The 24480-nt window shown below is 72.8% G+C and carries 23 protein-coding genes, 1 tRNA gene and 1 riboswitch; of the genes, 19 read left to right on the top strand and 5 right to left on the bottom strand.

Annotation, left to right across the window (positions count from 1 at the left end; all coding sequences use genetic code 11):
• Nucleotides 1-25 precede the first annotated feature (25 nt).
• The 6 genes from whiA (at nt 26) to AC3RJ8_RS09150 (ending at nt 5337) form a co-directional block, all read left to right on the top strand.
• A complete protein-coding gene (gene whiA / locus AC3RJ8_RS09175; RefSeq protein ID WP_489712344.1) occupies nt 26-1006 on the top strand; it encodes a DNA-binding protein WhiA in 981 nt (326 codons plus the stop codon).
• A 244-nt stretch (nt 1007-1250) separates the two neighbouring features.
• Nucleotides 1251-2255 carry a type I glyceraldehyde-3-phosphate dehydrogenase gene (gene gap, locus AC3RJ8_RS09170; RefSeq protein ID WP_489712343.1) on the top strand — a complete coding sequence of 335 codons (1005 nt, stop codon included), beginning with the start codon at nt 1251-1253 and terminating at the stop codon, nt 2253-2255.
• A 144-nt stretch (nt 2256-2399) separates the two neighbouring features.
• The gene (locus AC3RJ8_RS09165) at nt 2400-3599 is read left to right on the top strand and encodes a phosphoglycerate kinase (protein ID WP_489712342.1); all 1200 of its coding nucleotides are present in this window, start codon (nt 2400-2402) and stop codon (nt 3597-3599) included.
• A 73-nt stretch (nt 3600-3672) separates the two neighbouring features.
• Nucleotides 3673-4440, top strand: coding sequence for a triose-phosphate isomerase (gene tpiA / locus AC3RJ8_RS09160; protein ID WP_489715608.1), 768 nt, complete (start codon nt 3673-3675; stop codon nt 4438-4440).
• A gap of 175 nt (nt 4441-4615) precedes the next feature.
• Entirely contained in the window at nt 4616-4861 is a 246-nt protein-coding gene (gene secG, locus AC3RJ8_RS09155) for a preprotein translocase subunit SecG (RefSeq protein WP_407317919.1), read from the top strand.
• 161 nt (nt 4862-5022) lie between these two features.
• Nucleotides 5023-5337 carry an RNA polymerase-binding protein RbpA gene (locus tag AC3RJ8_RS09150; protein WP_489715607.1) on the top strand — a complete coding sequence of 105 codons (315 nt, stop codon included), beginning with the start codon at nt 5023-5025 and terminating at the stop codon, nt 5335-5337.
• A gap of 107 nt (nt 5338-5444) precedes the next feature.
• Here AC3RJ8_RS09150 and pgl read toward each other — a convergent pair whose 3' ends face one another.
• From pgl to tkt, 5 genes are all read right to left on the bottom strand, one after another.
• Entirely contained in the window at nt 5445-6209 is a 765-nt protein-coding gene (gene pgl, locus AC3RJ8_RS09145; protein ID WP_489712341.1) for a 6-phosphogluconolactonase, read from the bottom strand.
• Nucleotides 6206-7141 carry a glucose-6-phosphate dehydrogenase assembly protein OpcA gene (gene opcA / locus AC3RJ8_RS09140; RefSeq protein WP_489712340.1) on the bottom strand — a complete coding sequence of 312 codons (936 nt, stop codon included), beginning with the start codon at nt 7139-7141 and terminating at the stop codon, nt 6206-6208. The genes pgl and opcA overlap by 4 nt, the downstream gene beginning before the upstream one ends.
• A gap of 28 nt (nt 7142-7169) precedes the next feature.
• Nucleotides 7170-8711 (bottom strand): glucose-6-phosphate dehydrogenase, encoded by a 1542-nt coding sequence (gene zwf / locus AC3RJ8_RS09135; protein WP_489712339.1) that lies wholly within the window; start codon nt 8709-8711, stop codon nt 7170-7172.
• Nucleotides 8712-8777: 66 nt separating this feature from the next.
• Nucleotides 8778-9890, bottom strand: coding sequence for a transaldolase (tal, locus tag AC3RJ8_RS09130; protein WP_489712338.1), 1113 nt, complete (start codon nt 9888-9890; stop codon nt 8778-8780).
• A 101-nt stretch (nt 9891-9991) separates the two neighbouring features.
• Entirely contained in the window at nt 9992-12103 is a 2112-nt protein-coding gene (gene tkt, locus AC3RJ8_RS09125) for a transketolase (RefSeq protein ID WP_489712337.1), read from the bottom strand.
• A gap of 350 nt (nt 12104-12453) precedes the next feature.
• Between tkt and AC3RJ8_RS09120 the strand changes: the two genes are divergently transcribed.
• The 13 genes from AC3RJ8_RS09120 (at nt 12454) to AC3RJ8_RS09060 (ending at nt 24280) form a co-directional block, all read left to right on the top strand.
• Nucleotides 12454-13422 (top strand): heme o synthase, encoded by a 969-nt coding sequence (locus AC3RJ8_RS09120; RefSeq protein ID WP_489712336.1) that lies wholly within the window; start codon nt 12454-12456, stop codon nt 13420-13422.
• 33 nt (nt 13423-13455) lie between these two features.
• The gene (gene xerD / locus AC3RJ8_RS09115) at nt 13456-14409 is read left to right on the top strand and encodes a site-specific tyrosine recombinase XerD (RefSeq protein WP_489712335.1); all 954 of its coding nucleotides are present in this window, start codon (nt 13456-13458) and stop codon (nt 14407-14409) included.
• A gap of 87 nt (nt 14410-14496) precedes the next feature.
• Entirely contained in the window at nt 14497-15447 is a 951-nt protein-coding gene (locus AC3RJ8_RS09110) for a ParA family protein (protein WP_489712334.1), read from the top strand.
• A complete protein-coding gene (locus tag AC3RJ8_RS09105) occupies nt 15431-16300 on the top strand; it encodes a segregation and condensation protein A (RefSeq protein ID WP_489712333.1) in 870 nt (289 codons plus the stop codon). The genes AC3RJ8_RS09110 and AC3RJ8_RS09105 overlap by 17 nt, the downstream gene beginning before the upstream one ends.
• Nucleotides 16297-16941, top strand: a complete 645-nt coding sequence (gene scpB / locus AC3RJ8_RS09100; protein WP_489712332.1) for an SMC-Scp complex subunit ScpB — start codon at nt 16297-16299, stop codon at nt 16939-16941. The genes AC3RJ8_RS09105 and scpB overlap by 4 nt, the downstream gene beginning before the upstream one ends.
• 19 nt (nt 16942-16960) lie before the next feature.
• Nucleotides 16961-17770, top strand: coding sequence for a pseudouridine synthase (locus tag AC3RJ8_RS09095; protein ID WP_489712331.1), 810 nt, complete (start codon nt 16961-16963; stop codon nt 17768-17770).
• A gap of 42 nt (nt 17771-17812) precedes the next feature.
• Nucleotides 17813-18502 carry a (d)CMP kinase gene (cmk, locus tag AC3RJ8_RS09090; protein WP_489712330.1) on the top strand — a complete coding sequence of 230 codons (690 nt, stop codon included), beginning with the start codon at nt 17813-17815 and terminating at the stop codon, nt 18500-18502.
• A 119-nt stretch (nt 18503-18621) separates the two neighbouring features.
• Nucleotides 18622-20187: a ribosome biogenesis GTPase Der gene (gene der, locus AC3RJ8_RS09085; protein ID WP_489712329.1), complete on the top strand. Its 1566-nt coding sequence runs from the start codon at nt 18622-18624 to the stop codon at nt 20185-20187.
• Nucleotides 20188-20273: 86 nt separating this feature from the next.
• Nucleotides 20274-20404, top strand: a riboswitch (FMN riboswitch).
• Nucleotides 20405-20531: 127 nt separating this feature from the next.
• Entirely contained in the window at nt 20532-21656 is a 1125-nt protein-coding gene (gene ribD / locus AC3RJ8_RS09080; protein ID WP_489712328.1) for a bifunctional diaminohydroxyphosphoribosylaminopyrimidine deaminase/5-amino-6-(5-phosphoribosylamino)uracil reductase RibD, read from the top strand.
• Entirely contained in the window at nt 21656-22258 is a 603-nt protein-coding gene (locus tag AC3RJ8_RS09075; protein ID WP_489712327.1) for a riboflavin synthase, read from the top strand. The genes ribD and AC3RJ8_RS09075 overlap by 1 nt, the downstream gene beginning before the upstream one ends.
• Complete coding sequence (locus tag AC3RJ8_RS09070) at nt 22255-23595, top strand: bifunctional 3,4-dihydroxy-2-butanone-4-phosphate synthase/GTP cyclohydrolase II (protein ID WP_489712326.1); 1341 nt, start codon at nt 22255-22257, stop codon at nt 23593-23595. Before AC3RJ8_RS09075 ends, AC3RJ8_RS09070 begins: the two co-directional genes overlap by 4 nt.
• Nucleotides 23592-24086, top strand: coding sequence for a 6,7-dimethyl-8-ribityllumazine synthase (ribH, locus tag AC3RJ8_RS09065; protein WP_489712325.1), 495 nt, complete (start codon nt 23592-23594; stop codon nt 24084-24086). Before AC3RJ8_RS09070 ends, ribH begins: the two co-directional genes overlap by 4 nt.
• Before the next feature lie 120 nt (nt 24087-24206).
• Nucleotides 24207-24280 (top strand) — tRNA-Pro (locus AC3RJ8_RS09060).
• The last annotated feature ends 200 nt before the right edge of the window (nt 24281-24480 follow it).

The following is a 24480-nucleotide window of genomic DNA, read 5'->3' as shown; positions in this document are numbered from 1 at the left end:
CACGGGCGCGTGGCAGGATGACGCCATGGCGCTGACGGTAGAGGTGAAGGACGAGCTGTCCCGGCACATGGTGACCCGGACGTCGTGCCGCAAGGCCGAGGTCTCGGCGATGCTGCGGTTCTCGGGCGGTCTGCACATCATCTCGGGGCGCGTGGTGATCGAGGCGGAGCTCGACACGGAGTCGGCGGCGGCACGGCTGCGCCGGGCGATCGGGGACCTGTACGGGCACACGAGCGAGCTCATCGTGGTCCGTGCCGGAGGCCTGCGCAAGAACGACCGGTACGTGGTGCGGGTGGTGCGCGACGGCGAGTCCCTGGCCCGGCAGACGGGTCTGCTGGACTCGCGGGGGCGTCCGGTGCGGGGGCTGGCCCCGGAGGTCGTCTCGGGCGGGGTGGACGCCGCCGAGGCGGTGTGGCGCGGCGCGTTCCTGGCGCACGGATCGCTGACGGAGCCGGGCCGGTCGATGTCGCTGGAGGTGACCTGCCCGGGCCCGGAGGCCGCGCTGGCGCTGGTCGGCGCGGCGCGACGGATCGGGGTGCAGGCGAAGTCGCGCGAGGTGCGCGGCATCGACCGTGTCGTGGTCCGCGACGGCGACGCGATCAGCGAGGTCCTGCGCCGGATGGGCGCGGTGTCCACGCGCCGGACGTGGGAGGAGCGCCGGGCACGGCGAGAGGTCCGGGGCACCGCGAACCGGCTGGCGAACTTCGACGACGCGAACCTGCGACGGTCGGCCCGCGCGGCGGTCGCGGCGGGTGCCCGGGTCCAGCGTGCCTTCGAGATCCTCGGCGACGAGGTGCCCGACCACCTGCGCGAGGCGGGCGAGCTGCGCCTGGCCCACAAGCAGGCGTCGCTGGAGGAGCTGGGTCAGCTCGCGGCGCCGCCCCTGTCCAAGGACGCGGTCGCGGGGCGGATCCGCAGGCTGCTCTCCACGGCGGACAAGCGGGCGATGGACCTCGGTGTCCCGGACACCGAGGCAGGCCTGTCGCCGGACCTGCTGGACCTGTGAGGCCCGTGACGCCCACTGGTCGGACCACCTGTCTCACGGGGGACCGGAGTCAGCACCCGGCAACGGATGGGTATAGGCTCCGAGGTGTCAGGTGACGACGGTGTGACCCTGGGTTTGATGTCCCGGCCATGCGTCACGGGACCTCCGGGGTGGCTCCGTGTCTACCAGCGCGCCGAGTGCGCGCGAGAGTTGGCATCAACCGTGTGCGCCGGTTCGGATCCGGCGCGCCCTGAGGAGGGCTATCGTGACCATCCGCGTCGGCATCAACGGCTTCGGCCGCATCGGACGTAACTTCTACCGGGCTCTCGTCGAGTCCGGTGCGGACATCGAGGTCGTGGGCGTCAACGACCTGACCGACAACAAGACGCTCGCGCACCTGCTGAAGTACGACACCACCCTGGGTCGCTTCGGCAAGGCCGTCGAGTTCGACGACGACAACATCATCGTCGACGGCACCAAGATCCGTGCCCTGGCCGAGCGCGACCCGGCCAACCTCCCCTGGGGCGAGCTCGGTGCGGACATCGTCATCGAGTCCACCGGCTTCTTCACCGACGCCACCAAGGCCAAGGCGCACATCGACGCCGGCGCCAAGAAGGTCATCATCTCCGCCCCGGCGAAGAACGAGGACGCGACCTTCGTCATGGGTGTGAACAGCGACCAGTACGACCCGGCCGCGCACCACATCATCTCGAACGCGTCGTGCACCACCAACTGCCTCGCGCCGCTGGCCAAGGCCCTCAACGACTCGATCGGCATCGAGCGTGGCCTGATGACCACGATCCACGCCTACACCGGCGACCAGAACCTGCAGGACGGTCCCCACAAGGACCTGCGTCGCGCCCGCGCCGCCGCGCAGAACATCGTCCCGACGACGACCGGTGCGGCCAAGGCCGTCGCCCTGGTGCTCCCGGAGCTCAAGGGCAAGCTGGACGGTTACGCCCTGCGCGTCCCCGTCATCACCGGCTCGGCCACGGACCTGACCTTCGAGGCCCCGAAGGACGTCACGGTCGAGGAGGTCAACGCCGCGGTCAAGGCTGCCGCCGAGGGCCCGCTCAAGGGCGTGCTGTCCTACGTCGAGGACGACATCGTCTCCTCCGACATCGTGACCGACCCGCACCAGAGCATCTTCGACGCGAAGCTCACCAAGGTGATCGGCAACCAGGTCAAGGTCGTCTCCTGGTACGACAACGAGTGGGGCTACTCCAACTCCCTCGTGTCGCTGACGGAGCTCGTCGGCGAGAAGCTCTGACGAACCGCCACGCCCGAGCGTGACCACGACGTCCGCGGGTGCGCGGTCCGCCCGTCCCCGTGACGAGCGGGCCGCCGCACCCGCGGACGTCGTCGTGTCACGAGCACCCCGCCACCACCCGACCTTCCTGCACGAGGTGAGCTCATGAAGACGATCGACACTCTCGGAGACCTGCGCGGGCGACGCGTCCTGGTCCGCTCCGACTTCAACGTGCCGCTGGACGGCACGACCATCACGGACGACGGTCGCATCCGTGCGGCGCTGCCCACGCTCCAGCGGCTGGCCGACGCCGGTGCGCGCGTCGTCGTCATGGCCCACCTGGGGCGCCCGAAGGGCACCCCGGACGAGAAGTACTCGCTGGCCCCGGTCGCCGCTCGCCTCGGCGAGCTGCTCGGCCAGGACGTGGCGCTGGCCACGGACCTGGTCGGGGACTCGGCCCGTGCCACCGTCGAGGCGCTGGGCGACGGACAGGTGGCCCTGCTGGAGAACGTCCGCTTCGACGCCCGCGAGACCTCCAAGGTCGACGCCGAGCGGGCGGAGCTGGCCGGCGAGCTCGCCGAGCTGGCCGACGCCTTCGTCTCTGACGGCTTCGGCGTGGTGCACCGCAAGCAGGCGTCGGTGTACGACGTCGCGCAGATCCTGCCGTCGGGGGCGGGCGACCTGGTGCTCAAGGAGGTCCAGTCGCTCTCGCGTGCCACGACCGACCCGGAGCGCCCGTACGCCGTCGTGCTGGGCGGCTCGAAGGTCTCGGACAAGCTGGGCGTGATCGCCAACCTGCTGACCAAGGCCGACCGCCTGCTGATCGGTGGCGGCATGGTGTTCACCTTCCTCGCGGCGCAGGGCCACTCGGTCGGCGCCTCGCTGCTCGAGGAGGACCAGGTCGACACCGTGCGCGGCTACCTGGCCGAGGCGGAGAAGAACGGTGTCGAGATCGTGCTGCCGACGGACATCGTCGCCGCCGACTCGTTCGCCGCGGACTCGCCGCACACGACGGTCGCTGCCGACGCGATCCCCGACGGTAAGATCGGCCTGGACATCGGTCCGGAGTCCGGCAGGCTGTTCGCGGCCAAGCTGGCCGACGCCAAGACCATCGCCTGGAACGGCCCCATGGGGGTCTTCGAGTTCGAGGCTTTCGCCGGCGGTACCCGCGCGGTCGCACAGGGCATCGTGGAGGCCACCGCCTCTGGGGCGTTCTCGATCGTCGGAGGCGGCGACTCCGCCGCGGCGGTCCGGATCCTCGGCTTCGACGAGGACGGCTTCAGCCACATCTCGACGGGTGGGGGAGCGAGTCTCGAGCTGCTCGAGGGCAAGGAGCTGCCGGGCCTGACGGTCCTGGCGGACTGAACCGAAGACCCTCCACGATCCCAACCACCACGACACGAAGGACACGACTGTGGCCACGAACCGCACGCCGCTGATGGCGGGCAACTGGAAGATGAACCTGGACCACGCCGAGGCGATCGCGGCGGTCCAGAAGCTGGCGTGGACGCTCAAGGACGCCACGCACGACTACTCCGCGGTGGAGGTGGCGGTGCTCGCGCCGTTCACCGACCTGCGCTCGGTGCAGACCCTCGTGGACGCGGACAAGCTCGAGATCCGCTACGGGGCGCAGGACGTCTCCCAGCACGAGTCCGGTGCCTACACCGGCGAAGTCTCGGCGGGGATGATCTCCCGCCTCGGTTGCACCTATGTCGCTGTCGGGCACTCCGAGCGCCGCGAGTACCACGCCGAGAGCGACGCCGTCGTCAACGCGAAGGTCAAGGCCGCGTTCGGCAAGGGCGTCACGCCGATCCTCTGCGTCGGCGAGGGGCTCGACGTGCGCAAGGCGGGCGACCAGGTGTCGTTCACGCTGGCGCAGCTCGACGCCGCGCTGGACGGGGTGCCCGCCGCGCAGGCCAAGGACGTCGTCGTCGCCTACGAGCCCGTGTGGGCCATCGGCACGGGCGAGGTCGCCACGCCCGAGGACGCGCAGGAGGTCTGCGGCGCGATCCGCACCCGGCTCGCCGAGCTGTACGACGACGGGCTCGCGGCGGGCGTGCGAGTCCTGTACGGGGGCTCGGTCAAGTCGGGCAACGTCGCGCAGATCATGGAGCAGCCGGACGTCGACGGCGCACTGGTCGGCGGGGCGAGCCTCGACCCGGAGGAGTTCGCGAAGATCGCGCGGTACCAGTCGCACGTCGCGTGAGCCCGTCGGACGGCGCGCGGCGCGCACCGTCCACCCCGAACGCCTCTCGTGGCGGTCACCCCTCGGTCATGCGAGGGGTTCGCCACGAGAGGCGTTCGTCACCTAGTCTTGAGCCCGCCGGGCAATCCCGGCACCGTCAGCCCGCCGTGAGGCGGCCGAGAACTGAGGACACCCCATGTTCGCCGCGTTGACCATCTTCCTGAACGTCGTGCTGGTGATCACCAGCGCGTTCCTGATCCTGCTCATCCTGATGCACAAGGGCAAGGGTGGGGGCATGTCCGACATGTTTGGGGGCGGGATGTCGAGCGCGGCGGGCAGCTCCGGGGTCGCCGAGCGCAACCTCAACCGCATCACCGTGGGCATCGCCCTGGTGTGGGTCGTGGTCATCGTGCTCCTCGGTCTCGCCACCAAGGTGAGCTGACGGACCAACGAGCCGCAGCGGGGGCGCGGCGTCGGGCGGCATCGGGGGCGCCGTCAGGCACGAGGATCGTCCGTGGGCATCGCCCACTGAGTCGAAGGTGAGGACGACACGTGGCATCTGCTGGACACGCCATCCGTGGCTCGCGCGTCGGGGCCGGACCCATGGGAGAGCAGGAACGTGGCGAGATCGCGCCGCGGACCGCGGTCTCCTACTGGTGTCTCAACGGTCACGAGACACGCCCGAGCTTCGCCGCCGTGGAGGACATCGAGCCTCCTGAGCACTGGGACTGCCCGCGGTGCGGCTTCCCCGCCGGCCAGGACCGGTCGAACCCGCCGGCACCGTTGCGCAACGAGCCGTACAAGACCCACCTGGCGTACGTGAAGGAGCGGCGCTCGGAGGACGAGGGCGCGGCCCTGCTGGAGGAGGCGCTCGAGACTCTCCGGGCGAAGCGCTCGGGGCTCCGACAGGCGAGCTGACGGCTGGCGGTCGTCCGGGGGCTAACCTGCCTGCGAGGTAGCCCCCGGGCCGTCCCTGGTGATCCGGCGCCCCGGAGGCCCGTGGCGCCGGGGCGGGCAGCGCGTCGTCAGGCGGCGGAGGCAGCCGCGGCGGCGTCGAGCAGCCACAGGGTGCGATCGTGTCCCACCGCGCGGACGGCGGGGACCTGAGTCACCGGGCCGTCCGACAGGGCCGCAGCGGTCTGGGCCGCCTTCTCCGCACCCGCGGCGACGACCCACACCTCGCGGGCGGCGCCGATCGCCGCGAACGTCAGGGAGACGCGTTCCGGCGGTGGCTTGGGCGAGCCATGGACACCGACGACCGTGCCGGAGGCGCCCAGGGCGGGGTGCTCGGGGAACAGGGACGCCACGTGGCCGTCAGGCCCCATGCCCAGCAGCAGCACGTCGAACAGCGGCACGTGACCGCCGTCCGGCGCGAACGACGCCAGCTCGGCGGCGTACGCCGTCGCTGCCGCTTCCGGCGTGACGGCCTCGCCCGGTCCGTCGCCGGACGAGGGCATCGCGTGGACGTGGCGTGCGGGCAGGCCCGAGGACGCCAGGAGGTCGTCGACGAGCGCCTCGCGGGCCTGGGTCTCGTTGCGGTCGGGATCGCCGGCCGGCAGGAACCGCTCGTCGCCCCACCACAGGTGGACGCCGGACCAGTCCACCGCGTCGCGCAGCGGGCTCGCGGCGACGGCGGCGAGCGCCTTGATCCCGACGGTGCCCCCGGTGAGGACGAGGTGGACCGGTCTCCGCACCGACTGGACGTCGAGCACCCGGGTGAGCAGCCGGGCCGCCGCGGCCTCGGCGAGGACGGAGGCGTCGGGGTGGACCACGACGAGTCGGGTGCTCATGCGGTCTGGTCCACGGTCTCGACGCGGTTCAGGCCCTTGCCGAGCACCTGGCCGTAGATCTCGTCGGGGTCCAGGCGTCGGAGCTCCTCGATGAGTGCCTCGGACAGCGACCGGATCGGCAGCGACATGCGGCGCTCGGGCTTGCCGGACTGGCTGATCGTCACCAGGCGGCCGTCCGGGCGGTCCAGCACGATCGGACCGCTCTTGCGCTCGAGCGTGACCCGGGTGATGGCGTCGGCCCCCGGTGTCCGGACCACCGTGGCCGGGCACCGCAGCTTCAGTCCCAGCCAGGCGGCCAGCAGGTCGAGCGAGGTGTGCTGCGCCTGGCCCTCGACCCGGACCGAGGTGACCGGCTCGTACGGGGGTTGGTCGATGGCGGCGGCGATGAGCCCACGCCACAGGGTGACCCGCGCCCACGCGAGGTCGGTGTCGCCCTCGGTGAACGAGCCGGCGAGACGTCCGAGCATGGCCACGGGGTCGGTGGCCTTGGTCGTGTCGGTGATGCGCCGCTGGGCCATGGAGCCCAGCGGGTCGGCGGTCGGGTCGTCCGGCCCACCGGTGGGCCACCACAGGACGATGGGCGCGTCCGGCAGCAGCAGCGGCATGACGAGTGTGTCGGGGTGGTCCGTCAGCGGCTCGGCGCACCGCAGGACGACGACCTCCGAGGCGCCGGCGTCACCGCCGACCCGGATCTGGGCGTCGAGCCTGCCGGCCGTGGCCCGGGCCGCGAGCGGCGCGACGACGACGACGCGGCAGGGGTGCTCGTGGCTGGCCTCGTTGGCGGCGGCCACCGCCGCCTCGACATCCTCCTCGACGGCGACGACCACCAGGGTCAGGACGCGGCCGAGCGCGACGGCGCCGCCCTCGTCGCGCAGGTGGTCGAGCCGCTTGCTGACCGCGTTCGTCGTGGTGTCCGGCATGTCGATGATCATGGGTGTGCTCCTTCGTCGTGCCGGCGGGTCAGGGACGGCGCCACGTGCGGCCGTCGCGGGCCATCATGGCGTCCGCCGACGGCGGACCCCAGGACCCCGACGGGTAGGGCTCCGGGCGGCCCTTGTGCGCCCAGTGCGCGATGACCGGGTCCAGGATCTTCCACGACAGCTCGACCTCCTCGCGCGTGGGGAACAGCGGCGGGTCGCCCAGCAGGACGTCGAGGATGAGCCGTTCGTAGGCCTCGGGGGAGGACTCGGTGAAGGAGTGCCCGTAGCCGAAGTCCATCGTGACGTCGCGGACCTCCATCGCGGTTCCCGGCACCTTCGCGCCGAACCGCATCGTGACGCCCTCGTCCGGCTGGACACGGATCACGAGGGCGTTGCTGCCCAGGTCCGAGGTCAGCGAGCTCTCGAACGGCAGGTGCGGGGCCGTCTTGAACACGACGGCCACCTCGGTGACGCGGCGGCCGAGGCGCTTGCCGGTGCGCAGGTAGAACGGCACCCCGGCCCAGCGCCGGTTGTCGATGTCCAGGCGGACCGCCGCGTACGTCTCGGTGGTGGACTCGGGGTTGAAGCCCTCCTCCTCGAGGAAGCCCGGGACCTTCTCGCCACCCTGCCAGGCCGTGGCGTACTGGCCGCGCGCCGTGTGCCGGCCGAGGTCGCGGGGGAGCCGGACGGAGGAGAGCGCCTTGATCTTCTCCGCACGCAGCGCGTCGGCGTCGAAGTTGACGGGCTCCTCCATCGCCACCAGGGCGAGGAGCTGCAGCAGGTGGTTCTGGATGACGTCGCGCGCCGCACCGACGCCGTCGTAGTAGCCGGCGCGACCACCGATGCCGATGTCCTCCGCCATGGTGATCTGCACGTGGTCGACGTAGTTGCTGTTCCACAGCGGCTCGAAGAGCTGGTTGGCGAACCGCAGCGCCAGGATGTTCTGGACCGTCTCCTTGCCGAGGTAGTGGTCGATGCGGAACACCGACTCCGGCTCGAAGACCTTGGAGACCACCGCGTCGAGCTCCTGGGCGGAGGCGAGGTCGTGCCCGAACGGCTTCTCGATGACGACCCGGCGCCACGCGTCGTCGGCCGACTCGGACAGCCCGGAGCGGGAGAGCTGCTCGCACACCAGGGGAAAGGCGCTCGGCGGGACCGACAGGTAGAAGGCGTGGTTGCCGCCCGTGCCGCGCTCGGCGTCGAGGTCCTCCACGGTGCTGCGCAGGCGCTCGAACGCCTCGGGGTCGTCGAACGACCCCTGCACGAACCGGATGCCCTCGCTCAGCTGCTTCCACGTCGCCTCGCGGAACGGTGTCCTGGCGTGCTCCTTCACCGCGTCGTGGACGATCTGGGCGAAGTCCTGGTCGTCCCAGTCGCGGCGGGCGAACCCCGTGAGGGCGAACCCGGGCGGCAGCAGGCCACGGTTGGCGAGGTCGTAGACCGCGGGCATCAGCTTCTTGCGCGAGAGGTCGCCGGTGACCCCGAAGATGACCAGCCCGCACGGCCCGGCGATCCGGGGGAGCCGGAGGTCGAGCGGGTCGCGCAGCGGGTTCTGCTCAGCAGTGATCTTGGCCGGTCTCACGGTGCCCCGTCTCTCTCGTCGTGCGTTCGTGGTGCTGAAGAGTGGCTGGTGTCGTGCCGGGTCCGCTCACGCGCCGGCGGCGTCGAGCCCGGTCTTGGTGGTGGTGAGCAGCTCGTCCCAGCTCTTCTCGAACTTGGACACGCCCTCGTCCTCGAGCCGTGCCGTCACCTCGTCCAGCGAGATGCCCTGGGCCTCGACCGCGTGCAGGGTCGCGGCCGCCTCGTCGGCCGTTCCGCTGACCGTGTCGCCCACGATCTCGCCGTGGTCCGCGAAGGCGTCGAGGGTGGCCTGCGGCATGGTGTTGACGACACCCGGCGCCACCAGCTCGGTGACGTAGAGCGTGTCCGGGTAGGCCGGGTCCTTCACGCCGGTGGAGGCCCACAGCGGGCGCTGCGGCTGCGCGCCGGCGGTGGCGAGGCGCTGCCAGCGCTCGGACGTGAAGACTTCCTGGTACGCGGCGTACGCGAGTCGTGCGTTGGCGATCGCGGCGCGGCCGCGCAGGGCGAGCGCACCGTCGGTGCCGACGTCGTCGAGCGCGGCGTCGACCGCGGCGTCCACCCGCGAGACGAAGAATGAGGCGACCGACCCGATGGGGGCGAGGTCGTGCCCGTTGTCGCGGGCCTGCTCCAGCCCGGTCAGGAAGGCGTCCATGACCTGGCGGTAGCGCTCGATCGAGAAGATGAGGGTGACGTTGACGCTGAACCCGGCGGCGAGGGACTCGGTGATCGCGGGCAGGCCCTCGACCGTGGCGGGGATCTTGATCATGATGTTGGGGCGGTCGACCGTCTCCCACAGGCGTCGCGCGGTGGCGACCGTGGCCGCGGTGTCTCGGGCGAGCCGCGGGTCGACCTCGATGGAGACCCGGCCGTCGACGGCGTCCGTGGCGTCGTAGACGCCGCGCAGCACGTCCGCCGCGGAGCGGACGTCGTCGGTGGTGATGGCCTCGACCGCGGCCTCGACGTCGGTGCCGGCGAGAGCGGTCAGCGCGCTGTCGTACGCGGTCCCCGCGGAGAGCGCGGCGGCGAAGATCGTGGGGTTGGTGGTGACGCCGACGACGTCGTGGGAGTCGACGAGGCCGGCCAGGTTGCCGGTGTCGAGGCGCTCGCGCGAGAGGTCGTCCAGCCAGATGGACACGCCTGCCTCGGAGAGGCGTCGGGTGGGTCGGTTCGTCTCGGTCATCTCAGGTCTCCTGCCTCGACACCGGTGGCTTCACCACCGTGCTCGTCACATGGTGGGCGACGACGGCGGCCGACGCCTGTCGGCCGCCGTCGCCGGGGTTCTCACTCGCCGCGGGCCTCCGTGACGGACTCGCGGGCGGCGGCGGCCACGGCCTCGGCCGTGATGCCGAACTCGCGGTACAGCGTCTGGTAGTCCGCCGACGCGCCGTAGTGCTCCAGCGAGACGCTGCGACCGGCGTCGCCGACGATGTCGCGCCACCCCTGGGCCACGCCCGCCTCGACCGACACGCGTGCCTTCACACCGGTCGGCAGGACCGACCGGCGGTACTCGGCGTCCTGACGGTCGAACCACTCGCGGCTCGGCATCGACACCACGCGGGCGGCGATGCCGTCGGCGGCGAGGAGCTCGCGCGCCTCGACGGCGAGCTGCACCTCGGAGCCGGTGCCCACCAGGATGACGTCCGGCGTGCCGTCCGTGTCCAGGAGCGTGTAGGCGCCGCGCAGGGTGCCCTCGGCACCGGCGAAGCCCTCCGTGCCGCGCGGGAACGTCGGCACGCCCTGACGGGTCAGCACGAGCCCCGCCGGGTGGTCGCGGTCCTCGAGGATGCCCCGCCAGGCCCAGGCGGTCTCGTTGGCGTCCGCGGGACGGACGACGTCGAGCCCCGGGATGGCGCGCAGCGCGGCCAGGTGCTCGACTGGCTGGTGGGTCGGGCCGTCCTCGCCGAGACCGATCGAGTCGTGCGTCCAGACGAACGTCGACGGGATCCCCATGAGTGCGGCCAGACGCACGGACGCGCGCATGTAGTCCGAGAACTGCAGGAACGTGCCGCCGTAGGGACGGGTCAGGCCGTGCAGGACGATGCCGTTGAGGATCGAGCCCATGGCGTGCTCACGGATGCCGAAGTGCAGCGTGCGGCCGTACGGGTCGCCCGGGAACTTCTTGGTGGCGTGCTCGACCGGGACGAACGACGCCGCGCCGTCCATCGTGGTGTTGTTCGAGCCGGCCAGGTCGGCGGACCCGCCCCACAGCTCCGGGAGCACGTCGGCGAGGGCGGAGAGCACCTTGCCGGACGCGGCGCGCGTCGCGATGCCCTTGGTGGACTCCTCGAACTCTGGCAGTGCGTCCGTCCAGCCCTCCGGGAACTCGCCGGCCGTGAGGCGCTCCAGGAGAGCGGCGTGCTCGGGGCTCGCCGTCTTCCACGCCGCGAACGCCGTGTCCCATGCGGCTCGCTCGTCGGCCTGGCGCTCCGCGACGGCACGCGTGTACGCGAGCACCTCGTCGTCGATGTGGAAGGTCTTCTCCGGGTCGAGCCCGAGCGCGGTCTTCATGCCGGCGACCTCGTCGGCGCCCATGGCCGAGCCGTGGATGCCACCGGTGTTCTGCTTGGTGGGGGCGGGCCAGCCGATGATGGTGCGCAGCGCGATGATCGACGGCTTGCCGGTCTCGGCCTTGGCCGCGTCCAGCGCCGCGGCGAGCGCGTCCGTGTCCTCGGCGTAGCCGGTGCCGCCCTGCGTGAAGTCCACGCGCTGGGTGTGCCAGCCGTAGGCGGCGTAGCGGGCCAGCACGTCCTCGGTGAAGGCGATCTCGGTGTCGTCCTCGATGGAGATCTTGTTGTCGTCCCAGATCACCACGAGGTTGCCGAGCTGCTGCGTGCCCGCCAGCGACGAGGCCTCGGAGGTCACGCCCTCCTGCAGGTCGCCGTCGGAGGCGACGACGTACACGTGGTGGTCGAACGGCGAGGTGCCGGGCGCGGCGTCCGGGTCCAGCAGGCCCCGCTCGCGACGCGACGCGTAGGCCATGCCGACGGCGGAGGCCAGACCCTGACCGAGCGGTCCGGTCGTGATCTCGACGCCGGGGGTGTGGCCGTACTCCGGGTGGCCAGGGGTCTGGGAGTCCCAGGTGCGCAGCGCGGCGATGTCGTCCATCTCCATGCCGTAGCCGGCCAGGAAGAGCTGCAGGTACAGCGTCAGCGACGAGTGCCCCGCCGACAGCACGAACCGGTCGCGACCCACCCAGGCGGGATCGCTGGGGTCGTGACGCATCGTCTTCTGGAACAGCAGGTACGCGGCCGGCGCGAGCGAGATCGCCGTCCCGGGGTGACCCGAACCGCACTTCTCGACGGCGTCGGCGGCGAGCGCCTTGATGGACTTGACCGCGCGCGCATCGAGTTCGTTCCACTCGAGCGGCGACAGTGCGGGGTCGAACGCGTTCACGTATGCCTCTTTCCTGCCCGAGGCGATGCCCCGGGTGCTCTGCTGCTGTGGCCGGGCGCGGCAGGCCTCGCCGTGGCGGCGAGGACGGTCGCCGGCGCAGCGGACGGACCGGTGCGCACGACGGCACCAGTGCCCTGCGGTGTGCGTCTCCACACTAGCGGGGACGGCGCGCCGGTGCGTCCACGCCTCAGGACCGTCCCACCATGTGAGCCGGGCCGACCCCGGGACAGACCCGGGCACGGGCTTATCTCACAGGCCGTCGGGATCCGGTGCGGACGAGGGATCCTGCACGTCGTCGTAGGATGGAGCCGCCCTGCCCGACCCCCCTCGCGAACGGAAGCACCACGCGCGTGAGCACCCCGAGCCGCACGACGTCCGCCTCGTCGCCCTCGCCCCGCGCCGCCGCGCGCCGCGGGGCGGATGACCGGAGCAGCGGCTGGCGGGACCGCGCGGGCGCGTACGTGGCGCTCACCAAGCCGCGGATCATCGAGCTGCTGCTGGTGACCACCGTCCCCACGATGATCCTCGCCGAGGGCGGCCTGCCCGATCTGTGGCTGGTCGTCAAGACCCTGGTCGGCGGGGCGCTCGCGGCCGGATCGGCCAACGCCTTCAACTGCTACCTCGACCGCGACATCGACGAGGTGATGAACCGCACCAAGCGCCGCCCGCTCGTCACCGGGGAGATCGCGCCGCGGCAGGCGCTCATCTTCGCCACGGCGCTGGGCGTCGTGTCGCTGGTGTGGTTCGCGTGGCTGGTCAACGTCCCTGCCGCGTGGCTGACCTTCGCGGCGATCGCGATCTACGTGGTCGGCTACACGATGATCCTCAAGCGCCGGACCTCGCAGAACATCGTGTGGGGCGGCATCGCCGGCTGCATGCCCGTGTTCATCGGCTGGGCGGCCGTCACCGAGTCGCTCAGCTGGGCGGCCCTCGCACTGTTCGGGGTCATCTTCTTCTGGACCCCGCCGCACTACTGGCCCCTGTCGGTGAAGTTCAAGAAGGACTACGCCGACGCCGGAGTGCCGATGCTTCCCGTGGTCGCCTCCGACCGCCGCGTCGCCGCCGAGATGGTCGGGCACACGGTGGCGATGATCGTCTGCTCGCTCGCTCTCGTGCCGCTGGCCGGCATGACGTGGGTGTACACCGTCGTCGCGACGGCCCTGGGCGGATGGTTCCTCTGGCTCACGGTGTCGATGTTGCGCAAGGCGCAGGGACGCGGCCGCAGCGGGCCCGGTGCCATGAAGGTCTTCCACGCCTCGATCACGTACCTGACGCTGCTGTTCGTCGCCGTCGCCGTGGACGTCTTTCTGCCGTGGTGACGTGCGCGGGCATCAGGACGGCATGATGGGCGCGTGAGCGCTCCTGCCGACCTGCTGCACCCCGCCCTCGCCACGGCGGTGCGCGACTACCTCGCGCACCTGCGGGTCGAGCGCGGCCTGTCCACCAACACGGTGGCCGCGTACCGGCGCGACCTGGAGCGCTACGCGACGTTCCTGTCCGTGACCGGGCGCACCGGGCTCGACCAGGTCGGCGAGCGCGACGTCGCCGCCTACCTGACGACGGTGCGCGAGGGGTCCGACGGCGGCAGGCCGTTGTCGGCGTCGTCCGCCGCCCGGTCGCTGGCCGCCGTGCGCGGCTGGCACCGGTTCGCCCTCGCGGAGGGATGGACCGGCCACGACCCTGCGGCCGAGGTGTCCGCGCCCACCCAGACGCGCAGGCTGCCGCACGCCCTGAGCATCGACGACGTCGCCCGCCTGCTGGCCGCCGCCTCGGCGGGCGACACGCCGGCCGGGCTCCGCGACCGGGCGCTGCTCGAGCTGCTCTACTCCACCGGTGGACGGATCAGCGAGGTCGTCGGGCTGGACGTCGACGACGTCGGGTCCGACGCGGTCGTCCGGCTGTTCGGCAAGGGCGGCAAGGAACGGGTGGTGCCCGTCGGCTCGTACGCCCGCGACGCCGTCGACGCGTACCTGGTGCGCGGACGCCCGGCGCTGGCGTCCGCGGGCGCCGGGCGCGGACGCAGCACCCCGGCGTTGTTCCTCAACTCGCGCGGCGACCGGCTGTCGCGGCAGAGCGCCTGGGCGGTGCTGCAGGGCGCGGCGGACCGGGCAGGGCTGACCGAGCACGTCTCGCCGCACACGCTGCGCCACTCCTTCGCCACGCACCTGCTGGCGGGCGGCGCGGACGTGCGCGTGGTCCAGGAGCTGCTCGGCCATGCCTCGGTGACCACGACGCAGATCTACACGATGGTGACTCCCGAGGCGTTGCGCGAGGTCTACGCCGCGACCCATCCGCGGGCGCTGTAGCCGCCGGGCGCGCGCCGCGGCGCCGAGGGGCGTCGATGTCCGCCGCGCCGCGCGCCGGACCGATGCCCCGGACACCTCCGGTGTAGCGTGACGGACGTGAGCGACGCACCCGGGGGGAGCGACACGATGACGCAGCCTGCGACGGCCGAGAGCACGTTGCCCGGGATCCCGGGCCACGAGGCGGCACAGGAGGGCGCGGCCACCGACGTGGTCGGCCGACCTCTGCCCGACTTCCCGGAACCGGCTCCGCGCACCACGCACGGGCCGGCCAGGATCGTCGCGATGTGCAACCAGAAGGGCGGGGTCGGCAAGACCACGACCACCATCAACCTCGGGGCGGCCCTGGCCGAGTACGGCCGCCGGGTGCTGCTCGTGGACTTCGACCCGCAGGGCGCCGCGTCGGTCGGGGTGGGCATCAGCCCCCACGAGCTCGACCTGAGCGTCTACAACCTCATCATGGACCGGGACGTCGAGCTGTCCGACGTCGTGCGGCCGACGGCGATCGACGGCCTGGACGTGGTGCCGGCGAACATCGACCTGTCGGCCGCCGAGGTCCAGCTCGTCGGCGAGGTCGCACGCGAGTCGATCCTGTCGCGGGCGCTGCGCCCGGCGCTGGACGACTACGACGTGATCCTCGTCGACTGCCAGCCGTCCCTGGGGCTGCTCACGGTCAACGCGCTGACGGCCGCCCACGGCGTCCTCATCCCGCTGGAGTGCGAGTTCTTCGCGCTGCGCGGCGTCGCCCTGCTGGTCGAGACGATCGACAAGGTCAAGGACCGCCTCAACCCCGACCTCGAGGTCGACGGCATCCTGCCCACGATGTTCGACTCGCGCACCCTGCACTCGCGCGAGGTCGTCGCACGGGTCCACGAGGCGTTCGGCGACACGCTGCTGCACACCGTCATCGGGCGCACGGTGAAGTTCCCCGACGCCTCGGTGGCGGCCGAGCCCATCACCGCCTACGCACCCTCCCACCGCGGCGCGGCGGCCTACCGCCAGCTCGCCCGCGAGCTCGTCGCCCGTGGCCGCACCGCCTGAGGAGCGTCGCGAGGCACCGCGAGCGGGCGCGTTCACGGTCCACCTCGACAACTTCGACGGCCCGTTCGACCTGCTGCTGTCCCTCATCACGGCCCGCAAGCTGGACGTGACCGAGGTGGCGCTGGCCGCGGTGACGGACGACTTCGTCGCCCACATCCGGGCCGCGGAGACGGCGTCGCGGGAGGCGGCGGGCCGCGGGGAGGAGCGGCCGTCGTGGGACCTGGGCGTGGCGAGCGAGTTCCTCGTCGTCGCGGCGACGCTCCTGGACCTCAAGGCCGCTCGGCTGCTGCCCGGCGTGGTCGAGGAGGACGCCGAGGACCTGGAGCTGCTCGAGGCCCGCGACCTGCTCTTCGCCCGTCTGCTCCAGTACCGCGCCTACAAGGAGGTCTCGGCCGTACTCGCCGAACGGCTGGCGACCGAGGGGCGCCGGGTGCCCCGCGCGGTGCCGATGGAGAGCCACCTGGCCGCGATGCTGCCCGAGCTCGTCTGGACGCTCGACGGCGACCGGATCGCCGCGCTGGCGGCGAAGGCGCTCGAGCCGCGCCAGGCGCCGGTGATCGGTCTGAGCCACCTGCACGCACCCGCCGTGAGCGTGCGCGAGCAGGCCGCGATCGTCGCGCAGCGGCTGCGGCGCGACCACGTGGCGACGTTCCGTGCGCTCACCGCCGGGGAGGAACGGCTCGTGGTGGTGGCCCGCTTCCTGGCGCTCCTGGAGCTCTTCCGCAACGGCCAGGTGTCCTTCGACCAGGTGGCCGCGCTCGGTGAGCTGACGGTGCGATGGACGGGCGACGAGGATGACGACGTCGGTGCGGAGTTCGAAGAGTTCGAGGGCGCCGTGGAGGGAGCCGTATGACGCAGGACACGACGACGGGGACCCTGCTCGGCGCCGCGAACGGCCCGGAGGAGGCCGACGGACCCGAGCCGGTCGACGTCGAGGACCTGCCCGGCGGGCTCGCCGCGGCGCTGGAGGCGATCCTCATGGTGGCCGAGTCGCCGGTCGCCGCCGAACGGCTCGCGGCCGCTGTCGGGCGTCCGACGGCGGAGGTCGCCCGGACGCTGGAGGACCTCGCGGCCGAGTACCGCGGCGAGGCGGGCGGTCGCCCGCGCGGCTTCGAGCTGCGCAGGGCGGCCGAGGGCTGGCGCTTCTACTCGTCCGCCGAGCAGGCCGACGTGGTGGGCCGGTTCGTGCTGGAGGGGCAGTCGTCGCGGCTCAGCCAGGCCGCGCTGGAGACGCTCGCCGTGGTGGCCTACCGCCAGCCGGTGTCCCGCGGGCAGATCTCGGCGGTGCGCGGGGTCAACGTCGACGGGGTCGTCCGCACGCTGCTCGCCCGGGGGCTGGTGGCCGAGGTCGGTCAGGACCCCCTGTCGGGTGCTGTGCTGTTCGGCACCACGGGCGAGTTCCTCGACCGGATGGGCTGGTCGTCGCTGGAGGACCTGCCCCCGCTGGCCCCGCACCTGCCGGGCGTCGAGGCGGTCGGCGACCTCACGGACTGAGTCCTGCGACAATGGGTCCATGCCCACCTCACGCCGCGGCGGCCGCCGTCGCCCTCAGCAGTCGCAGAACGCCCAGACCCCGGCGGTCGACGTCCACGTCGCCGACGGGGTGCGCCTGCAGAAGGTGCTCGCCCAGGCCGGCCTCGGTTCGCGACGCAAGTGCGAGGACCTGATCTCCGAGGCCCGCGTGGAGGTCGACGGCCAGATCGTCACGGAGCTGGGCGTGCGCATCGACCCCGACAAGGCCGTCGTCCGCGTGGACGGCATGACCGTCCAGCTCGACTCCTCCAAGATCACCGTGGCGGTGAACAAGCCGCTGGACATGATCTCGGCGATGAGCGACCCGGACGGGCGCCCCACGGTGGCCGAGCTGGTCAGGGACCGCCCCGAGCGGCTCTTCCACGTCGGTCGGCTGGACGCGGACTCCGAGGGCCTGCTGCTGCTGACCAACGATGGTGAGCTGGGCAACCGGCTCGCGCACCCCCGCTACGAGATCCCGAAGACCTACCTGGTCACGGTCGAGGGAGGCGAGGTCTACCCGCGGGTCATGAAGCAGCTCACCTCCGGCGTGGAGCTGGACGACGGGCTGGCACGCATGGACAAGGTCCGCGTCGTCGACGCGGTGCCCGGGCAGACCATGCTCGAGGTGGTGCTGCACGAGGGGCGCAACCGCATCGTGCGGCGGATGTTCGACGCCGTCGGCTTCCCGGTGTCGCGGCTGGTGCGCACCCGCATCGGCCCGATCGCCCTCGGGGACCTGAAGGTCGGCCGCTCGCGCGTGCTCGGGCGCACCGAGCTCGGCACCCTGATGCGCGCCGTCGACCTGTAGATTCCCCTCCGTCCTCCCCCCCTCGAACGAGAGCGAGCACCTGTGGTCACCATCGCCGTCGACGGCCCGTCCGGGTCCGGCAAGTCCAGCGTCTCCAAGGCTGTCGCAGCCCGACTCGGCCTGGCCTACCTCGACACGGGGGCCATGTACCGGGCGGCGACGCTGTGGTGCGTGCGCACCGACGTCGCGCTCGACCGGACGGAGGCCGTGGCCGTCGCGGTGCGGGGCATGCCGCTCGAGATGGGCGTCGACCCCGCCGCCCCGGGCGTCTCGCTCGACGGCGAGGACGTCGCGCTGGCGATCCGGACCACGGAGGTCACCGCGGCTGTGTCGCAGGTCGCGACGAACCTGCAGGTCCGCGACGAGCTGCGCCGCCGCCAACGGGAGATCATCGCGCGCGAGTCCGACGGCGGTTTCTCCGGCGGGCGGGGGATCGTCGCGGAGGGGCGTGACATCACCACCGTCGTCGCCCCCGACGCCGACGCACGTGTGCTGCTGACCGCGAGCGAGGAGGCGCGCCTGCGTCGTCGGTCGCTCGAGGTGCACGGAGCCGCGGACGCCTCGGCGGTCGACGCCACCCGCGACCAGGTGCTGCGCCGGGACCGCGACGACTCGACCGTCAGCACGTTCCACGTGGCGGCCGACGGCGTCGTGACCGTGGACTCCAGCGAGCTGGACCTGGACCAGACCGTCGACGCCGTCCTTGCCGTCGTGGAGCGCACCGCCGTCTGACGGTCGCCGGCAGGCCCGCACCGGCCGCCCACGCCGGCCAGGACGTCGACGGTGGCGAGACGCGCGTCACGTCCCCGCGGCGTCGGCGACGTCGCGCCGACCGGCGGGCACCTGGGACAATGGCTTCCATGACCACCCCCGCCGACGGCCCCGAGACCACGCCCGACGACGCCACCGACGGCCCCGTCCAGGACGTCGCGAACGTCGTCACCGAGTCCTGGGACGGGCCGCAGGGCAGCGATCTCGAGGACGACGAGGCGCGCGAGCGCGCGTTGCGCGCCGGGCTCGAGGACTTCGAGCTCGACGAGTCCGACCGCCTGCTGCTCGCCGACGAGTGGGACGAGGACGGTCTGACGCCGGCCGAGCGGGCGCTCCCGGTGCTCGCCGTCGTCGGCCGGCCGAACGTCGGCAAGTCGACCCTCGTCAACCGCATCCTGGGCCGCCGCGAGGCCGTGGTCGAGGACACGCCGGGCGTGACACGCGACCGGGTGAGCTACCCGGCGGAGTGGTCCGGGCGGCACTTCACGCTCGTCGACACCGGCGGCTGGGAGGTCGACGTCGCGGGCATCGAGTCGAAGGTGGCCGAGCAGGCGGAGGTCGCGATCTCGCTCGCCGACGCCGTCGTCTTCGTGGTGGACGCCCAGGTGGGCGCCACCGCCAGCGACGAGCGGGTCGTCGAGCTGCTGCGACGCTCCGGCAAGCCGGTCGTGCTGTGCGCCAACAAGGTCGACGGTCCCGCCGGCGAGGCGGACGCCGCCTACCTGTGGGCCCTCGGGCTCGGCGAGCCGATGCCCGTCTCGGCACTGCACGGCCGGGGGACCGGCGACATGTTGGACGCCATCCTGGACGCGCTCCCCGAGCACTCCGAGCACGGCACGCTGCGCCCGGAGGGCCCGCGGCGGGTCGCGCTGGTCGGGCGCCCGAACGTGGGCAAGTCCTCGCTGCTGAACAAGATCGCGGGGTCCGAGCGTGTCGTGGTCGACGAGACCGCCGGCACGACGCGCGACCCGGTCGACGAGCTCGTCGAGATCAAGGGCATCCCGTACTGGTTCGTCGACACCGCGGGCATCCGTCGGCGCGTGCACCAGACGAGCGGCGCCGACTTCTACGCCTCCCTGCGCACGCAGGCCGCCATCGAGAAGGCGGAGGTGGCGGTCGTCCTGGTGGACGCCGCGGTGCCGCTGACCGAGCAGGACACCAGGGTGATCTCCCAGGCCGTGGACGCCGGCCGGGCCGTCGTCATCGCGTACAACAAGTGGGACCTCATGGACGAGGACCGCCGCCCGTACCTCGAGCGCGAGATCGAACGCGACCTGGTGCAGGTCACGTGGGCGCCCCGGGTCAACGTCTCCGCCCGGACCGGGTGGCACACCGACAAGCTCGTGCGGGCGCTCGAGACCGCGCTCGACTCCTGGGACACCCGCATCCCGACGGGTCGCCTCAACGGATTCCTCGGTGAGCTCGTCGCCGAGCACCCGCACCCCGTGCGCGGCGGCAAGCAGCCGCGCATCCTGTTCGCCACCCAGGCCTCGACGCGCCCACCGCGGTTCGTGCTGTTCGCCACCGGCTTCATCGAGGCCGGCTACCGGCGGTTCATCGAGCGCCGGCTGCGCGAGACCTTCGGGTTCGAGGGCTCGCCCCTCTCGATCAGCGTGCGGGTGCGCGAGAAGCGCCGTCGTCGCTGACGGCTCCGGCCGCTCGCCCGTGTGACCTGGCTCGCACCGCCGGTCGCCCCGGGTGCGGTATCGTCGCAGGACGAACGAGCAACAGCTCGCGTGCTCTGGGGTCGGTGAAAATCCGAGCCGGCGGTGAAAGTCCGCGACCCGGCCACAGCCAGTGACCGGTTGACCAGGTGGAACTCCTGGACCGACGGTCAAAGTCCGGATGGGAAGACGCACGCGACGCCTTCGCCCGCTCGCCGGCGTGGACCCGTCCACGACCCCGGTGCCCAGCTGCACCGTGTGCCCGGCGCGCGGCGACGACGCCGTGCACGCCCCAGCGGTCCGCGACCGGACGACAGGGGCAGCACATGACCACCGCCACGGCGGCACCCACCGTGAGACCGGCCGAGGCCGCCGCGCTGCGGCGCGCCCTCGAGCTGGCGGCGACCGACGGCCTCGTCCTCGGCCCGAACCCCCGCGTCGGGTGCGTCCTGCTCCACGCCGACGGCGCCACGATCGCCGAGGGGTACCACCGCGGTGCGGGCACACCCCACGCCGAGGCGGTCGCGCTGGCCGACGCGCGAGCCGCCGTCGGGGCCCACGGGCTGCGCGGCACCACCGCCGTCGTCACCCTCGAACCGTGCACCCACACCGGGCGCACGGGGCCCTGCGCGCAGGCGTTGCGCGACGCCGGGGTCGCGCGCGTGGTCTACGCCCAGCGCGACCCCAACCCGGTGGCCACCGGCGGCGGGGACGTGCTCCGGGCGGCCGGCGTCGACGTGGTCGGTGACGTGCTCCCGACCCGGGCGCGCGAGCTCAACCCGGTCTGGACGGCGGCGATGGAGCTCGGCCGCCCTGTCGTCACGTGGAAGATCGCCACCAGCCTCGACGGCCGCACGGCCGCTCCGGACGGCACGTCCCGGTGGATCACCTCGGTCGCGGCCCGCCGCGACGCCCACCGGCTGCGCGCTCGGGTGGACACCGTGCTGGTGGGCTCCGGCACCGTGGCCGCCGACGACCCGGCGCTCACCGTGCGCGGTGCGACCGGTGCCGAGGCGGTCGCGCAGCCGCTGCGTGCGGTCATGGGCCTGCGCGACATCCCTGCGGGCGCACGGCTCGCCGCGCCCGGCCCGGACGGCACCGAGACGGTGCACCTGCGCACCCGCGACGCCCGGGAGGCGCTCGCGACCCTGTGGGAGCACGACCGCCGCCACGTCCTGCTGGAGGGCGGTGCCACGCTCGCCGCCGCGTTCTGGCGTGCGGGCCTCGTCGACGAGGTCGTGGCGTACGTAGCCCCGGTGCTGCTCGGTGCCGGGCCCGCCGTCGTCGGCGACCTCGGCATCACCACCATCACCGGCGCGGCCCGCCTCGACGTCACCGACGTCACGGTCGTCACCGCCGACCGCGACCCCGACAGCCCTGACAGCCCCGACGGCCCGGCGCCGTCCGAGAAGAACGTGCGGCTCACCCTGCGGCCGCGGAAGGAGTCCTGATGTTCACCGGCATCGTGACCGAGCTCGGCACCGTCCGCGCCCTGGAGACCACCGCCGACGCGTCGCGGCTGACCGTCGCCGCCACCGGCGTGCTGGACGGCGTGCGTCTCGGCGACTCGATCGCCGTGAACGGCTGCTGCCTGACGGTGGCGGCCTTCGACGACGAGACCTGGACCGCGGACCTCATGGCCGAGACGCTGCAGCGCACCTCGCTGGGCACGCTCGTCCCCGGCGACCGGGTCAACCTCGAGCCGGCGCTGCCCGTCACCGGCCGCCTCGGCGGGCACATCGTGCAGGGGCACGTCGACGGCGTCGGTGCCGTCGTCGCCCGGACGCCGGGCGACCGGTGGGAGGTCCTGGAGATCTCGCTGCCCGCCGACCTGGCCCGCTACGTCGTGGCCAAGGGTTCCCTCGCCGTCGACGGGGTCTCCCTGACCGTCGTCGAGGCGGGCACGGACCGGTTCACCGTGAGCCTCATCCCCGAGACGCTCGCCCGCACGACCCTCGGTTCCTGGGCGGTGGGCGACCCGGTGAACCTGGAGACGGACGTGCTGGCCCGACACGTGGAACGGTTGCTGGCGACGACGGCGGTGTCCTCGTGAGCGGCGCGGACGTCGCCCCCGGGACCGTCGAGCGCGTCCAACGTGCCCTCGCGGAGGTGGCCGCAGGACGCGCCGTCGTCGTCGTCGACGACGAGAGCCGCGAGAACGAGGGCGACCTGGTCTTCGCCGCCGAGGCCGCCACCGCCGAGCTCATGGGCTTCACCGTGCGGCACACGAGCGGCCTGATCTGCGTGGCCGCCGCCGGTGCGACCCTCGACCGGCTCTCGCTGCCGCTCATGGTCGCCGACAACCGCGACGCCTTCCGCACGGCGTACACCGTCACGGTCGACGCCGCCGAGGGCGTCACCACCGGCATCTCCGGTGCCGACCGGGCCCGCACCGCCCGGGTCCTCGCGGCGCCCGGCTCCGTGCCGGCGGACCTGACCCGCCCGGGGCACGTCCTGCCCTTGCGGGCCCGCGACGGCGGGGTGCTGGAGCGCCAGGGACACACGGAGTCAGCCGTCGACCTGGCCAGACTGGCCGGACGCGGCACCACCGGGGTGCTCGCCGAGCTCGTCCACGACGACGGCACGATGATGCGCCGGCCCGCCCTGCGCGAGTTCGCCGCCCGGCACGACCTGGCCCTGATCAGCGTGGCGGAGCTGGCCGCCTACCGGCGCGCCACGGAGTCGCTCGTGGACCGCCTCGCGGTGACCCGCCTGCCCACCCGGCACGGCGAGCTCACTGCCGTGGGCTATCGCGACCGGATCACCGGCGACGAGCACGTCGCCCTGGTCGCGGGTCCGCTCGCGGACCTCGACGACGGCGGGCCCGTGCTGACCCGGGTGCACTCCGAGTGCCTCACCGGCGACGCCTTCGGGTCGCTGCGCTGCGACTGCGGACCCCAGCTCGACGCCTCCCTGCGCGCGGTCCAGGAGGCCGGCCGCGGCGTCGTGGTCTACCTGCGCGGGCACGAGGGGAGAGGCATCGGCCTGGTCGCCAAGCTCACCGCCTACAGCCTGCAGGACGGCGGGCACGACACGATCGACGCCAACCTCGCCCAGGGGCTGCCCGTCGACTCCCGGGAGTACTCCGCGGCCGCGCACGTCCTGCGTGACCTGGGCGTGCCGTCGGTGCGGCTGCTGACCAACAACCCGGCCAAGGTCGACGGGCTGCGGGCCGGGGGAGTGGCGGTCGCCGAACGGGTTCCGCTGGCGATCCATCCGGTGCCCGACAACGTGGCCTACCTGCGGACCAAACGCGACCGCATGGGGCACGACCTGCCGAACCTTGAACCCGAGGTCGAGCCCTTCCCAGGGACCGACCCTCACCCTCGACCCCAACCTGAAGGAGACACGATGAACGGCATGACGACGGCGCGCGAGGGTGTCCGGTGAGCGGGGCGGGGGCTCCGGCCACGCACGCCGTGGACAGCTCGGACCTGCGGGTGGTCGTCATCGCCGCCTCCTGGCACCGGACGGTCATGGACGGCCTGCTCGACGGTGCGCGGCGCGCCTGCGCGGACCACTCCGTGGAGCCGGAGGTGCTGCGGGTGCCGGGCTCGTTCGAGCTGCCCGTGGCGGCCCAGGCTGCGGCAGCGGCCGGGTACGACGCCGTCGTCGCGCTGGGCGTGGTCATCCGTGGCGGTACGCCGCACTTCGACTACGTGTGCGCGGCCGCCACCGACGGCCTCAACCGCGTCGCGCTGGACCACACCGTGCCCGTCGGTTTCGGGCTCCTGACGTGCGACGACGAGGCGCAAGCCCTGGACCGTGCCGGGCTGCGAGGATCTCACGAGGACAAGGGCTACGAGGCGACCGCCGCGGCGCTCGCGACCGCCCACGTCGTCCGGTCGCTCCGCCCAGCCGTGACCGCCGACGTCCGGTGAGCCCGGACACACCGTCCGTCGTGGGTGGACGAGCAGTGCCCGGTCTGGGGTAGTATTTCGGTCGGCCCTGCGGGGCCGAACCGGACTGGTTCCCACGCTCCGGCGTGAGAGCGGTCCGGACGGGCTGTGGCGCAGCTTGGTAGCGCACTTGACTGGGGGTCAAGGGGTCGCAGGTTCAAATCCTGTCAGCCCGACAGTTTGATGTCGCTGGACACCGGCGAGGCCCGGACCCACGGATGTGGGTCCGGGCCTTCGTCGTTGGTGCCCTGGTTGCGGGTCAGCTCATCGCGGGCGACGACGGCCGCGATGAGCCCGGTGGTCGAGGTCGATCTCCGCCGGGTAGGTCTCGGTGCGTCGTCGCCGGGACCGTTCGACGCCAGGAGGCGACGCGGGT

The organism is Isoptericola sp. MSGPD8_1_ISO-PGPR-S23-394 (assembly GCF_058072785.1).
Note: the sequence above shows the minus strand (reverse complement) of the source record. Positions and strands in the feature narration are given on the sequence as shown.